The organism is Paraprevotella xylaniphila YIT 11841, from assembly GCF_000205165.1.
Classification (GTDB): Bacteria; Bacteroidota; Bacteroidia; order Bacteroidales; family Bacteroidaceae; genus Paraprevotella; species Paraprevotella xylaniphila.
Window position 1 is genome coordinate 13,408 of sequence record NZ_GL883846.1, and the last position, 14,534, is coordinate 27,941.

12 protein-coding genes are annotated in these 14,534 nt (G+C 47.4%); 7 read left to right on the forward strand and 5 right to left on the reverse strand.

Translation table 11 applies throughout. The annotated features are described in order from the left end of the window. Positions 1 to 10: 10 nt before the first annotated feature. From HMPREF9442_RS07425 to HMPREF9442_RS07440, 4 genes are read right to left on the reverse strand one after another with little or no spacing between them, the layout of a single operon-like run. A complete protein-coding gene (locus HMPREF9442_RS07425) occupies positions 11 to 1,279 on the reverse strand; it encodes a hemolysin family protein (RefSeq protein ID WP_008626995.1) in 1,269 nt (422 codons plus the stop codon). Beyond that, positions 1,276 to 1,941: an LPS export ABC transporter periplasmic protein LptC gene (gene lptC / locus HMPREF9442_RS07430; protein ID WP_008626997.1), complete on the reverse strand. Its 666-nt coding sequence runs from the start codon at positions 1,939 to 1,941 to the stop codon at positions 1,276 to 1,278. Before lptC ends, HMPREF9442_RS07425 begins: the two co-directional genes overlap by 4 nt. After that, the gene (gene bamG / locus HMPREF9442_RS07435; RefSeq protein ID WP_232038487.1) at positions 1,926 to 3,194 is read right to left on the reverse strand and encodes a BamG family beta-barrel-assembly machinery protein; all 1,269 of its coding nucleotides are present in this window, start codon (positions 3,192 to 3,194) and stop codon (positions 1,926 to 1,928) included. Before bamG ends, lptC begins: the two co-directional genes overlap by 16 nt. Positions 3,195 to 3,219: 25 nt before the next feature. Continuing rightward, positions 3,220 to 3,951, reverse strand: a complete 732-nt coding sequence (locus HMPREF9442_RS07440) for a type III pantothenate kinase (RefSeq protein ID WP_021980636.1) — start codon at positions 3,949 to 3,951, stop codon at positions 3,220 to 3,222. A 150-nt stretch (positions 3,952 to 4,101) separates the two neighbouring features. On the opposite strand from HMPREF9442_RS07440, the gene HMPREF9442_RS07445 reads away from it, so the two are divergent. The 3 genes from HMPREF9442_RS07445 to secA all read left to right on the forward strand — a co-directional run bounded on the left by HMPREF9442_RS07445 (position 4,102) and on the right by secA (position 10,272). Further along, positions 4,102 to 5,280: an Lnb N-terminal periplasmic domain-containing protein gene (locus tag HMPREF9442_RS07445; protein WP_008627002.1), complete on the forward strand. Its 1,179-nt coding sequence runs from the start codon at positions 4,102 to 4,104 to the stop codon at positions 5,278 to 5,280. Positions 5,281 to 5,326: 46 nt separating this feature from the next. Next, a complete protein-coding gene (locus tag HMPREF9442_RS07450) occupies positions 5,327 to 6,874 on the forward strand; it encodes an alkaline phosphatase family protein (protein ID WP_008627004.1) in 1,548 nt (515 codons plus the stop codon). A gap of 101 nt (positions 6,875 to 6,975) precedes the next feature. Continuing rightward, a complete protein-coding gene (gene secA, locus HMPREF9442_RS07455; protein WP_008627007.1) occupies positions 6,976 to 10,272 on the forward strand; it encodes a preprotein translocase subunit SecA in 3,297 nt (1,098 codons plus the stop codon). A 78-nt stretch (positions 10,273 to 10,350) separates the two neighbouring features. On the opposite strand, the gene HMPREF9442_RS07460 is transcribed toward secA, so the two are convergent. Continuing rightward, the gene (locus tag HMPREF9442_RS07460; protein WP_008627008.1) at positions 10,351 to 10,980 is read right to left on the reverse strand and encodes a TetR/AcrR family transcriptional regulator; all 630 of its coding nucleotides are present in this window, start codon (positions 10,978 to 10,980) and stop codon (positions 10,351 to 10,353) included. Positions 10,981 to 11,196: 216 nt separating this feature from the next. Between HMPREF9442_RS07460 and HMPREF9442_RS07465 the strand changes: the two genes are divergently transcribed. From HMPREF9442_RS07465 to HMPREF9442_RS07480, 4 genes are all read left to right on the forward strand, one after another. Continuing rightward, a complete protein-coding gene (locus HMPREF9442_RS07465) occupies positions 11,197 to 11,928 on the forward strand; it encodes a hypothetical protein (protein ID WP_147639894.1) in 732 nt (243 codons plus the stop codon). Next, positions 11,925 to 12,542, forward strand: coding sequence for a DUF481 domain-containing protein (locus HMPREF9442_RS07470; protein WP_008627010.1), 618 nt, complete (start codon positions 11,925 to 11,927; stop codon positions 12,540 to 12,542). The genes HMPREF9442_RS07465 and HMPREF9442_RS07470 overlap by 4 nt, the downstream gene beginning before the upstream one ends. A gap of 43 nt (positions 12,543 to 12,585) precedes the next feature. Next, positions 12,586 to 13,197 carry a hypothetical protein gene (locus HMPREF9442_RS07475; RefSeq protein WP_008627011.1) on the forward strand — a complete coding sequence of 204 codons (612 nt, stop codon included), beginning with the start codon at positions 12,586 to 12,588 and terminating at the stop codon, positions 13,195 to 13,197. A 222-nt stretch (positions 13,198 to 13,419) separates the two neighbouring features. Next, positions 13,420 to 13,860, forward strand: coding sequence for a hypothetical protein (locus HMPREF9442_RS07480; protein WP_008627013.1), 441 nt, complete (start codon positions 13,420 to 13,422; stop codon positions 13,858 to 13,860). Positions 13,861 to 14,534: the final 674 nt, after the last annotated feature.

Consider the following 14,534-nt stretch of genomic DNA (forward strand, 5'->3'; position numbering starts at 1 on the left):
TAAATTTTAGTTATTCGATGATTTTCAGACGTACAAGTTCTATTTTTGTCGTTGTATTCTTGATGATTTTGAACTCGAAATGGCCGAATCTGATGATTTCGTTCAGTTTCGGAAAGCTTTGGTATTGATGTAGAATTAATCCGCTGACGGTGACATATTCTTCGGATTCCGGCAAATCCAATCCCAACAATTCATTGGCTTTTTCTATTTCCAGTCGTCCGGACAGGACGTATTCATTCTCATCAACCTTTTGGGCAATGTAGTTTGTATTGTCGTGTTCGTCTTCAATATCGCCGAAGATTTCTTCTACTAAATCTTCCATCGTTACGATTCCCGAAGTTCCGCCGAATTCGTCTACTACGATAGCCAGAGATTTTTTCTGCTGCATGAACTTCTTTAATAACTTCTGGGCAGACATCGTTTCCGGGACCACAGGAGTTTCTTTAATTCGTAAAGTCCAGTCAGCCGGATTCCGGAACATTTCGGATGAATGGATAAAGCCTACGATATGATCAATGTCTTCTTTGTAAACGATGATTTTGGAATTTCCGCTTTCAATAAACCTGTTTTTAAGGTTTTCTATGGATGAACTGATTTCCACCGCTTCTATTTCTGTTCGCGGCACCATACAGTCCCGAACCTTGACTTCCGAGAAGTACAGGGCATTTTGGAATATCTTGATTTCATCCGTAATTTCGTTTTCATTTTGAACCGATTCGATGCTGGACTGTATCAGGTTGTCCAAGTCTATTTTGGTAAAAGCCTGTTCCGACGCTTTTTTGTTTACTTTAAGTCCCATCAGGCGCAATATGCCGCGAGATAACGCACTGGTGAATTTGGATACGGGATAAAGTAGAATGTAGATGATAAACGCCGGAACGGCGAATATCTTCAGCATACGGTTCGGGTTTATCTTGAATAGCGTTTTCGGAAGGAACTCTCCAGTTACTAACACGATTAGGGTTGAAATGATGGTTTGCAGAGCCACATTCAGCCCTTCATTTTGGTTTAAGTGGATCGGGGAAAGGACGAATTCGTTAATCACTCCTGCCATTAAAATACCATAGATGACCAACGCAATGTTGTTTCCGACCAAAAGGGTTGAGATGAAATCATTTGGGCGTGTATAGAATATGGTCAGAATTTTGGACGTCAGACTGGCATCGCTGCGGTCCAGTTCGACTCGAAGTTTGTTGGAAGAGACAAATGCAATTTCCATCCCCGAGAAAAAAGCGGAGAGCAACAGTATGATGATGATTTCTATAATGGTCAGTGTCATGGCTGATTGGGTTTGGTGGGAGCGGCACGCATGACCGAGTCATTGGAGGACGAACTGCCACTATCGCTGAAAGGCGTTTCGGCATTGGCATTGCTGACAGAGTAGCGTGTCATTTGCTCGTTGGAACGGAAATTATAACCTTGGAGGAATTCATCCGGTTTCCGGATGGTCATGAACATGTTGGAATACATTTCGTGACGGTCCATATCCCAAAAAAGTTCTTCGCTGGTAAAGACAGTACCCTCTTGGTTTCGTATAACCACACGTCCGCGCAACTCCCATAGTTGTTGGTTGTGGCAATATGCCGTATCCGATTGCACAAACCAATCGATGTGGAACGTGGAGTCGAACTTTTCCAAAAGTATGCCTTTTACGAAAGTCCATCGCGGCGGATTGGTCGTATTGTAGATATTCCATTCTTCTGCCGTGATTTTATAGCGGATGACTCCGGAGTCCGAAATAAGGGTCGAGATGCCCCATGATTGCATGAAAGGTAAGGAGTCGTTTTCGTTTATGGCCGGAGCGTGGTTTGACTTTTCCGTAGAACACGAGAGTACTAAAATAAGCATAACAGTCGCCCAAACGGAGACTGTTATGTGGGTCGAACGGGACAATCCCGCCGTAGACTTTATCTTACTTTTCCTCATTATTGAATCTTCCATTTCATGAACCATCTTTCGTTGAACGTAATACCGACGTTGAGCCGCAGGTAGTTTTCTGTAATCAAAGATGATACGCCGGGAACGGATCTGCCCCATTGAAATGCGATATTGACCACGGAACGGTTATTGATATTGTTGGATACGGGGAGGGCGAATCCCGCCGTTACGCCGAATTCCCGTGGGCCGTCATGTCCGTTTACCTTATAATAAGGTGTGGAAAAGGATGCTCCTGCGCGGTACTGTACTCGTCTTAAATATTTATTGCTGTAACGGTCCGGTTGGAACTCACCTCCGATAACAATTTTGGTACGGTTCATATAGTTTTCCGTAGTGCTGACAAACTTGTCGTTTATGATTTGAGGCACGCGGCATTCTCCCCACCTTTGATGAGTTACGTCCAAACCTATTTTCCATTGTTCTTTGTGTGCCCACGCCAATCCGACTCCGAAAGATGTGGGTAGTTCAAAAGCCTTTTCTATGACTGATTTCGTGGTGTCTCCATTGGCCACATAACTGTAATAATGGGCGGGAGAGTTGATCGCATGTCCGATACCGTATGTAATACCGGGAGTCAAAACGTCGTTTTTACCAAGTTGTATAGGATATTGTATACCGATATCTATTTTATAAGATGAGAGGTCGGCATCTATTTGTCGACGTAATCCGTTGCTTGCGCTAGTGGCTGTTCCATTTTCATAAAATGTCTGTGTGATGTTTTGGGCATAGTTTCCCCAAACGTATCCGAAATTGGCTCCGATAGACAAATCTGCAAACGGATTCCACCCCAAACCCACGTACACCTCATGCAGCCCTCCGTCGCCGGTATAGCTGTTGGTATAAGTCATGGTCGAACCGCTGTTGAAATGGTCGCCCAGATATTTGCTTTCCGAGAAGTTGTATCCAATACTGGAAAAAGGAATAAAACCGAATGAAAATCCCAGTCCCGGGCACAAACGGAAGCCGGCGTTGATATAGTCCAACGTTGTGTTGTGCGCATTGATACTATTACCTCCACTTTTGAAATTTACGTTTTGCAGCGTGAGGCCTACGTCGAATATGAATGATAAAGAGTCTATGGCAGAGTAAGATGCCGGATTTTGCATGTTGATGCGGTTCCCGTCGCGAAAGCCCAGTGCCACTCCGCTCATAGCCTTGTTGAAACCTTGCGACTGGTCTTTCAAGCTGCCGAGTCCGAAGCGGGAATACGGGGAGTTTGAACCATTGGTTTGTGCGGGAGCATATAGTGTTGCCATGGTCAGCAACACGCATAGTATAAGTTTATGACTGCTCATTATTAAATGCTAATATTCGGTTTAGCCCTCTGGGCACTATATATTTGTCTGCAAAGATGAGATTTTTTATTTTGCTATCAAAGTTAAAAATATCGCCGCCAGTTAAAAAAACCAAAAGGGACGGGTATTTTTCTTGGAAATATTTGATGCGCCCTTCAATTTCAAACTTCATACCCTGAATGACTCCGGAGCGGATAGACGTTTCCGTGTCATATCCGATGTCCAAGAGCGGCCCCTCGCTGTCTATCAACGGAAGTTTGGCCGTGAAAGCGCGGAGGCTTTTTAGGCGCATTTGAAGTCCTGGGGAAATGCACCCCCCCTTGTAATGTCCGTTTTTGTCGATGAATTCGTAGGTCAGGCATGTCCCGGCATCGACAATAAGGATGTCATGTCCAGGATATTGCATGTAGGCACCGACGGCCGCAGCCAACCGGTCCGCCCCCAACGTATCCGGAGTCCGGTAATCGTTTGTAATCGGGACGGGAGTCTGTGCATTTAAATACAACAAAGGGAAGTCGAGCCTTTTCAGTTGTCGTTCGGCTTCTGCGGTGATGCCGAACACACTTCCTACGATACCTTGTTTAAACGCATATTTATTCACGAACTCCGGCAGGCGTTCCAGTGTTTCATTTGAGGTCTTGATTTCTTCCACCGGAGTGTCACCGTCAAAGGCTACCAGTTTGGCCAACGTATTTCCTATGTCTATGATTAAGTTCACGTGTTCATGCTTTGCGGTTGCAAAGTTAATCAAAAAATAACATGGCAGATTAATTCTTTGTCAAAAAGATGCTCGTCTCGCTTTTTTCTGTGAATGGCATGGGGCAAAAGGGAAAATGCACTAACTTTGCAAAGCTAAATATGGCATGGAATGAGATATTTGAGATTTTTGTTTTTATACACCCTATTATATATAGGAGGAGTGGCTCATGCCTTTCGGGCCGACTCTGTTGAGGTTAGCCTTTTGACTTGTTCTCCCGGAACCGAGGTTTATTCTTTGTATGGCCATACGGCCATTCGTGTGAAATCATATACCACGGCGGAGGATTGGGTTTTTAATTACGGGGTGTTCAGCTTTAACCGTCCGAATTTTATATGGCGCTTTACGCGAGGCGAGTGTGATTATCAGATTGGAGCCTTGCCTTTTGCTTACTTTGCCGAGGAATATGAAGAGCGCGGGTCGACCGTCTATCAGCAAGTGCTGAATCTGAGTGCGTCGGAGAAGGAACGGCTTTGGACGTTGTTGGTAGAGAATATGCGTCCGGAAAACAGGGAATACCGCTACAACTTTCTTTATGATAATTGTACGACGCGGGCGCGCGACCGTATAGAGGAGGCTGTGGAAGGAAAGATTATTTATCCGGAACAGGACACTGTCCGTACATATCGCGAGATTATTCATCAGTATACGGCTCAGCATCCTTGGGCGGAATTGGGTAATGACATTTGTTTGGGGGCGGAGGCCGACCGTCCTATTTCTGTACGTGACGAGATGTTCGCTCCTTTTTATTTGTTGCGTTACGCCAATGACGCGGTGATTCAGGAATCTGACGGCAGTACGCGGCCGTTGGTGTTGTCTCAATCGGAAGTGGTTGAAGGGCGTGATGTGGAAATACAGAAAGAATTCCCTTGGTCTCCGGCACTGTCAGCATGGATACTTTTCTTTTGCGTGGCGGGGTTGACCGTAGTGGAACGGTGGCGTCATGCATGTTTTTGGGGGATAGACATTTTTTTGATGTCATTGGTCGGAGGAATCGGATTGGTGGTCACGTTTCTCTTTTTCTTCTCCGTTCATCCCACAGTAGGCTCGAATTGGCAGATTTGGGTCTTCAATCCCATTCCGTTGGTGGCCATGCCGTGGGTAGTTTGGTGTGCAGTTAAAAGGAGAAAAACTTACTACCATCCATTAAACGCGTCGGTTTTAATATTATTTATGTTTTTTTCTGCCCTGATACCACAAGATTTCTGTGTGGTAATTGTACCTTTGGCCTTAGCTTTGTTGCTACGTTCGTGTAGTTATTGGATAAGCTATCGAAAAAAAGAAAAATAAGCAAGCCATGCATTATAGAAGCTATCGTTTTCTGACTCCGTTGATTATGGTACTGACCTGGGCCAATATGGAAGCCCAGACGTCGCATCCTGTCCCTCGGTTGGTGGTCAACGTGACGATAGACCAGTTGCGTACGGACTATATGGAAGCCTTTTCTTCGCTTTTCGGAGCCGGAGGTTTCAATAAGGTGATGCGCGACGGGCGTAGCTATATGGATGCAGCCTATCCTTTTTCCCACATAGACCGTGCCTCGGCAGTGGCATGTATCATGACGGGCACGGTGCCTTACGATAATGGAATCGTGGGCGGACGTTGGATGGATCGTAAGACTTTGCGTCCGATGTATTGTGTGGACGACACAGCGTGCGAGGGATGGCTGACTTCCGAGAAGTACTCTCCGGTGGCGTTGAATGTATCGACCGTCACCGATGAACTGAAGATGGCTACCGGAGGGCGGGCTTTGGTGTACAGCATTGCCCCGGATGCCGATGCTGCAATCTTAGCAGCCGGGCATGCCGCCGACGGTGCTTTTTGGATAGACAATGCTTCCGGGCAGTGGAGCAGTACGTCTTATTATGGCCAGTATCCGGATTGGGCCTTACGTTATGATGTTTCCGACCGTTTGTCCGGTCGTATTTCCGATTTGTCCTGGACCCCAATCAGTCCGATTGTAGAGAATTTCAATTTCTTTATTTCGCCTCAAGAGAGCAAGGGGTTCACACATAAGTTTGCAGGGGACCGTAAGATTTATGAGTTCAAGACCAGTGCCTATGTCAATGACGAAGTCAACCGTTTCGCCAAACATTGTTTGGATCATACCGAGTTGGGCGAAGACCTTGTGACGGATTTCCTGTCTCTGACGTATTATGCAGGGACGTTTGATCATAAGCCGGTAGCCGAGGTTCCGGTAGAGTTGCAGGACACGTATGTGCGCCTTGACCTTGAATTGGCAGAGTTGATTACGATGTTGGAAAAGAAAGTAGGAGCCGGGCGTTTTTTATTGGTCGTTACTTCTACGGGATATACCGATGACGAAATCACCGATTTCTCGAAATACCGTATACCCACCGGTACGTTCAGCGTGACGCGTGCTTCTGCGTTGTTGAACATGTACCTGATGGCAGTATATGGCCAAGGGCAGTATGTCGAGACGGAGTTCGGCTCGCAACTGTTCTTAAACCAGAAACTTATAGAAGACAAACAACTGAATTTGAGCGACGTGCTGACACGTGCGCAGGCTTTCTTGATACAGATGGCCGGTGTAAAAGACGTGTACACTTCCCAACGGTTGGCTTTGTCTGCGGGAGAGACCGAAATACGCCGTTTGAGGAACAGCTTCAACCAGATGCGTTCGGGAGATATTTTCATTGAAGTATCTCCAGGTTGGAAGGTTGTCAACGAAGAGACGCATGAACAGACCTTGGAAAGGGCTTCATACGTAGGTTTTCCCATTTTCTTTTTTGGGTGTAACGTACGGCCTGAAACGGTAAAGACGCCGGTGACGGTGGATTGTATCGCCCCCACTGTGGCCCGTTTCATGCGTATCCGCGCTCCCAACGCATGTTCCGCAGCCCCTTTATCGGCCGTCCGCTGATGAAGATATTTAAATAATTTTCTATTCTTTTACTTTTTTTGATTAACTTTGCGCAAAGAAGCGCAAAGCGCATCGCGTGAATAAAAAACAAAACAAAATATATGGATATAAACAAGTTTTTGAGCAAGCTTTTCGGGAATAAGTCTACCCGGGACATGAAGTTGATTCAGCCGTTGGTAGAGACCGTGAAAAAAGCTTACCCTGAAATTCAGGCACTCAGTAATGATGCCCTGCGTGCCAAGACGCAGGAAGTGAAAAAGTACGTGCAGTCTTCGGCCGACGACCTCAAGGCTAAAATTGCAGAGTTGAAGGCAAAGGTGGAAGAAATGCCGATTGAAGACCGTTCTTCTCTTTTTTCGCAGATTGACAAGTTGGAGAAAGACGTGTTGGAACGCTACGAACAGGCTTTGAACGAAGTCATGCCGGTGGTGTTCTCCATCGTGAAGTCTACGGCCGAGCGTTTTGCCACTCAGGAAATCGTGGACGTGACGGCCAACGATTTTGACCGCGAGTTGGCGGCAAAGTTCGATTTCGTGGACATTGAGGGCGACACGGCGCATTACCACAATCATTGGACGGCAGGAGGAAACGATACGGTGTGGAATATGATACACTACGACGTGCAGCTTTTCGGTGGTGTCGTGCTGCACCAAGGCAAGATTGCCGAGATGGCGACCGGAGAGGGTAAAACATTGGTGGCAACCCTGCCTGTGTTCCTGAATGCCCTGACCGGAAACGGCGTGCATGTGGTGACGGTCAATGACTATCTGGCCAAGCGTGACTCCGAGTGGATGGGGCCGCTCTACATGTTCCACGGTTTGAGTGTGGACTGTATCGACAAGCATCAGCCCAACAGCGACGCCCGCCGTCGTGCCTATCTGGCCGACATCACGTTCGGAACGAACAACGAGTTTGGTTTCGACTACTTGCGCGACAATATGGCAACGAATCCCAAGGATTTGGTGCAACGTGCACACAATTACGCCATCGTGGACGAGGTCGACTCCGTATTGATCGACGATGCCCGTACGCCGTTGATTATATCCGGGCCTGTGCCTAAAGGCGATGACCAGTTGTTCGAACAATACCAACCTTTGGTAGAGAAGTTGGTGGGCGTACAGCGCCAGTTGGCTACGCAATATCTGGCCGAGGCCAAGCAGATGATAGCTTCGGGAGACAAGGAAAAGGTGGAGCAGGGATTCCTGCAACTGTACCGTAGCCATAAGGCGTTGCCCAAGAACAAACCTTTGATCAAGTATTTGTCCGAACAGGGAATCAAGTCCGGTATGTTGAAGACCGAGGAAATCTATATGGAAAACAACAACAAGCGCATGCCCGAGGCTGTGGAACCGTTGTATTTCGTTGTGGATGAGAAGTTGAACAGCGTGGATTTGACGGACAAGGGCTTTGCCTGGTTGTCTAAGGCTACTTCCGATCCGGATTTGTTCGTCATGCCAGACATCACGTCAGCCATGTCGGCTTTGGAGGCGGACAAGTCGCTTTCCGACGAAGAGCGCGTGATGAAGAAAGACCAGCTCTATTCCGATTATGCCGTGAAGAGCGAGCGTATGCATACCTTGCAGCAGTTGCTGAAAGCTTACACCATGTTCAACCGCGACGATGAATATGTCATCATCGACGGCGAGGTGAAGATTGTGGATGAGCAGACGGGACGTATCATGGACGGGCGTCGTTGGAGCGATGGTTTGCATCAGGCTGTGGAAGCCAAGGAGCATGTCAAGGTGCAGGCTGCCACCCAGACTTTTGCCACGATTACCTTGCAGAACTACTTCCGTATGTATCATAAGTTGGCCGGTATGACCGGTACGGCCGTAACCGAGGCCGGCGAGTTTTGGGACATCTATAAACTCGATGTGGTGGAGATTCCGACCAACCGTCCGATTGCACGTAAGGACATGAACGACCGTGTGTATAAGACACAGCGTGAAAAGTATAAGGCCGTCATCACGGAAATAGAAGAACTGGTAAAGGCCGGACGTCCCGTTTTGGTCGGTACGACTTCGGTGGAGATTTCCGAGATGTTGAGCAAGATGTTGCAGATGCGTAAGATTCCTCACAACGTGTTGAACGCCAAATTGCACCAACAAGAGGCTGATATCGTGGCACAGGCCGGACAAAGCAGTACGGTGACCATTGCTACCAACATGGCCGGTCGTGGTACCGACATCAAGCTGAGCGACGAGGTGAAGAAAGCCGGCGGTTTGGCCATTATCGGTACGGAGCGTCATGAGAGCCGCCGTGTAGACCGTCAGTTGCGCGGTCGTGCCGGACGTCAGGGAGACCCGGGTTCATCCGTTTTCTTCGTGTCCTTGGAGGACAAGCTGATGCGTCTGTTTGCCAGCGAACGGATTTCCAGGGTGATGGACAAGTTGGGCTTTGAAGACGGCGAGATGATTGAACACAAGATGATCAGCAATGCCATCGAGCGTGCCCAGAAGAAGGTGGAAGAGAACCACTTCGGCGTGCGCAAGCGTCTGTTGGAATACGACGACGTGATGAACAAACAGCGTACGGTGGTTTATGAGAAGCGTCGCCACGCCCTGATGGGGGAGCGTATCGGGATGGACATCTCCAATATGATTTGGGACCGTTGCGTGAACATCATCGAGAATAACGACTATCAGGGTTGCAAGGAAGGCTTTATCGAGGTCATGGCCATGGAAGTGCCGTTTACGGAGGACGAGATGAACAGCATGAAGCGTGAAGATTTGTGCGAAAAGGCCTTCCAGGCTGCCATGGAACGTTTCAAGCAAAAGACGGATATGTTGGCTGCTGTGGCCCAGCCTGTCATCAAACAGGTGTATGAGGCACAAGGGCACATGTATGAGAACATCATGGTGCCCGTGACGGACGGACGTCGTATTTATCAGATTTCCACTCCACTCAAAGAGGCTTACGAAACGGAAAGCCGTTCCATCGTGAAGGCTTTCGAGAAGGCCATCATGCTGCATACCATTGACGAGGCGTGGAAAGAGAACTTGCGCGAACTGGACGAGCTGAAACATTCCGTACAGAACGCCAGCTACGAACAGAAAGACCCCTTGTTGATTTTCAAACTCGAAAGCGTGAAGCTCTTCGATGCCATGGTGGACAAGATTAACAACCAGACCGTCAGCGTACTGATGCGCGGGCAGATTCCGGTGCAGCAGCCCGAACAGGTGCGTGAGGCCGAACCGGAACCGGCTCCCCGTCAGGAGAGATACGTGGAATCCCGCGAGGACTTGACCGACCCCAACCAGGAGGCAGCTGCCCGTCAGGATACGCGTGAACCGCAGAAGCAGCAACCGGTAGTGGCTGAGAAGCTTCCGGGACGTAACGACCCTTGTCCTTGCGGTAGCGGAAAGAAATTTAAGAACTGTCACGGACGCGGATTGTAATCCGTAGGTCGTGCTGCCATAGTATGTAAGGCATCTCCCGGAATGGAGAGGAGGCAATCCTCTTTCCCGGGAGATGCCTTATTTCCACCCCTGCAGGTTGAAAAGGATATGGGTGAGTTTTTCTAAGGATGTCTCTATGCGTTTGAATCCTTCTTCTGTGTTTATGTCGATGCCGCAAAATGGTGCGCATGGGCTGTGTAAGGTGAGGTAGTAAATGCCGGCCGTGAGTAGGGCAGATACGGCATTGATGTCTATGCTTGTGTTTTTAAAAGTTTCTTCATATCCCCCTACGAGTGGCAAGGTGTGAAGTTCGCGGTTTTGTGCCGTATGTTTGGTTATGTCGTTTGCGTCAGTTACTTCCCACCTGAGCAGTTCCTGCATCAGGGGACTTTCGCCCAATCCTCTGAGTAGTCCTTTTAATATGTTGGAGTAACGTTCTTCCGAGCACGCTCCGGACGTGGAGTGTTTGACAGTGTCGCTGAACCAGTAATCAAATTGATGTGTGAAGTTGTTGTAAAAATCTTCTAGGTTCTTATAGCGTTTGTAAAAAGTGGCAGGTTCTATTTTTGCCTTTTTGATAATGTCTAAAATGGTCGTTTGCGCGAACCCCTTTTCCATGATGGTGCTTCGGGCTGCTTCGTTTATGGCTTTTTCTATGTCTGCCTTTGTGCGTCTGGCCTTTCTTGTCTTCTTCTTTTCGTTCATCATTTTGTGCTTGCATGTTTTTTCTATTACAAAAGTAACTAAAAAACAACAAGTTTATTGATGATACGTTTGCTATAAGAAGCTTTAGTTTCTGTTTTTTTTTTTTATGTTAATGAGGGTTAAACTTGTGGCTTTTTATATAGTATATACATATCGATATGTATATTTGCAGTGTACTTCGTAATGATGACAGTGAATAAACTTAAAATAATACGGTTTATGAAAGAATTGGTTAAAAGGCTATCCGTTCCTATTGCGGAGATGGGGGCATGTATGGTGGTGGCCTGTCTGTTGCCTTCGTGTAGCGTAGCTTCTTTGTTCCATGAAGAAATAGGAAAGGAAGAGGCCATGGTCTTGATGGCGGACAGTACACGATATGTGGGAAAGACGTTTTTACCTGATTTCCAAGGCAAGTCGTTTCGTTTGGTGACGGATGAAGGCAAGCGGGTTAAAATCAAGTCGGGCGAAGTGGAACAGTTGCGTTTCAGGCGTGACGGAAAGCAGTCCGGGGTGTTTGTTTATGTGCCTTACGTGGCGCGTGGCGGAAAGGAAAGCAAACCGGGTTGGGTTAATTGCCAAGGTGTGGGCAGGCATCTGAAGATAGGTTTGTTGGCCTTTGATTGGCAATTCAACCGCAAGGGTGAGTTGGCTCCTATGAGTTTTGCTGATGGGGATGTGTATATAATAGGCATTAAGGAAGATGGAAAGGGGCAATTCCTTTCCACGTTGGGACGGACAAAGGCTGTGGTAAGAAAGGCTTTGTGCAAGTTGTTGGCCGACGATCCCGTATTGTGTGGGCAGATTGAAGATAAAGAGGTGGATGCTTTTGATTTTCAAGAAATCTGCAACCGGTATACTCCCGGAAGGGAACAAGGGCATGGAAGCTATGAAGTGATGGCCGTTCCATTGCTAGACGGAATGGACGAAACAGAGAAAGGAGGTAATGTATGAAACGGATGAGGTTTTACATGATGTTGGCTATGGTGTGCTGCGCTGTAGTTTCGGTAAGGGCGCAAGGGCATGGGTGGGTCCAATATTCTTTTTCCGGTGCCTATGAGAACTTTGCCCACACGTTTGAAAACTCCGGTTACACCTTGGCGGTCGAGGCCGAAGGGCATTCCAAGCGGCGTGTGTACGGTGCGTTTCTGGTCGGCTTGTCAACTTACGAAGGTTCCAAGCCGATTACGTTGGAATCGGATTTCGGCCTCGTCAGCGATAATTTGGCCGACAAGAAGACGCAGATGTTGTTTGCCTTAGGGCCGGGTTTCGATTTGTTGAGCAACCAAATCGACCGTTTTTACTTGAACCTTTACGGTGGCTATGCAGTGGTGGATTATGAATACGACGTGTGCGATGATGTTTTGAGGGATAGCCGGGACGAGAACCTGAATGGCTTTTGGGGGATGGCCCGTTTGGGCTACGAGCACCAATTCGGACGTTCGTTTTCCCTTGGTGGTTTTTTGCAAGGTGCCTACGTGGGTGAGGAATTCAATTGGGGGATAGGCCTGCGCATAGGTTTCCGTACGAGTGACTTTAGTTGGAAGAAGCCTTCGGCAAGTTATTGATGCCGGATGCGGGAAATAAATAAAAGTTTAAAACAAGAAGCGTATGAAAAAGAATGTAGGTTGGTCTTTGGTCTTGGGTTTGATGGCCTTGGCCGGTTTGCAGTCGTGCCAATTGGTGGCGGGTGCCATAGAAGTGGCACGTGAAGTGAAGGATTTCCCTATGGAAATCAAGTTGCATGACGGTACGGTGTTGGCAGGGGAGGCCCGGATGCCCAATGGAGGTACCCGGGATGTGAACCTGAAGTTGGCGGATGGTACCAAAAAAGAAGTGGAGTCCGAGGATATCGCGTATCTGACGGCTTGGAACCCGAAGATGCCCGATTCCAAGTTTGCCATGGTGTATAAGGACAAGAAATGGATGACTCCGAAGGCTGTTGGAGAGCATGTGGCCATATTTGCTTATGCCGCAGACTTCTTTGTGGGTAAGGACGGTACGATGACAGTGTCCGGCACGTCCATCAGCTACATTGCTTTCCGTCCGGGTGAAGAGGAAGGTACGGTGGTGTGTTCTTCCGATTCCAGTAAAAAGCGGGCACGTAAGAGTTTGATGGAATACTTTGCCGACGATCCGGATTTGTGTACCGCATTGGATGATGGTGAAATCGGCCCGTTTGATTTTGAAAGGATTTGCGAAGCCTACGACCCGGCAAAATGAGAGACGAAGCATTGTTTCATTATGCTCCAGTGGTAGAAAAGTAGGAAGAATTAAAATTTTGCGTTTCGTGGCCGGATTGTGGGAGGTACCTCCCTGTACAATCCGGCTATGTTTGGGTGAACTGATGTCTTTTTGGGGCAAGGATTTTTATTTTCCACGGATTTGCTTTTGGAATTTGTTTTTTTTGTACCTTTGATACGAGTATAAGTAAAACGACAGATTATGAAAGCTACTTCACAGACCATCCAGCAGATTGAACGTGCACTCAGGAAAATTGCAGCCAAATACCCGCAAGGCCGGGAGGATTTGGCCTTGACGGATATCCATCTTCAGGTAAAAGCCGATTCCGGCGAGTTGTTGGCGTTCAACGATGACGATGAAGAGCTGACGCGTTGCGTAGTAGAGCAGTGGATGGATAACGGAGATGAGGATTTCTATGAAGAGATTACGCCCGTGTTGCGCCAGTGTATCCAAAATATGAAAGATACGTTGGAGAACCTGTCCTTATTGAAGCCTTATTCTTTCGTCCTGGTGGATGAGGACAAGGAAACGCTTTGCGACTTGTACCTTGTGGACGATGAGACGGTGATTGTGGACGGTGAATTGCTGAAGGGGTTGGACGAAGATTTGGATGATTTCCTGAAAAAGCTTTTGGAGGAATAAGGTATCCTTTGAACGGACAAAATCGCGATTGGGTGAGGGCAAAGTCAAGTCCGTTTGGGGTTTGCCGGGTGCGAGGATTTATCAAAATGTCAGAATGTCAAATCTCATGGGACGAGAATCGCGTATTTTCGGACAGAAGGCGTTTTGTTCCGTGCGAGGGCATTCTCGCGTGTTGGGGAAAAGGCAGAGTGTAAGCCGTCGGCTGTTTTTCCCGTTTTTTGTTTCGCCTTTATGTCGAATCATACGAACAGATGCGGATAGGATGTAAGCGAAATGTCGCAATTCCTATCCGTTTGTTTTTTGTTTTTTGGAAACAAAATGAGTTCAAATAGTGTTTTTCGTATGCTTAAAATCTTGTTTGGGGGCGTTTGGAGCTTGGTTTTAAGTCGTGTGGTATATGTTTTCCGTTCGTTCTGCGCACATCGGAAAATCGCTTTCAGCCAAACGATTTTTCAATCTCTTGAGATTGATTTGCATATATGCAGGATTTATGCGGAAATACACAGCTTCTTTGTATGATTATTCTCTTTTGGGGCTTTATCTGATGCTGTTTTCTCAATTTAAAACAAGCGTAAAGGATTAAAACAATGTCTTTTTGTCGGGATATAGAGGAGAATGGGATTAATTTGTAAATTGAGGGCGTGACACTTTTAGTATAGTGAAAAATACAGGGA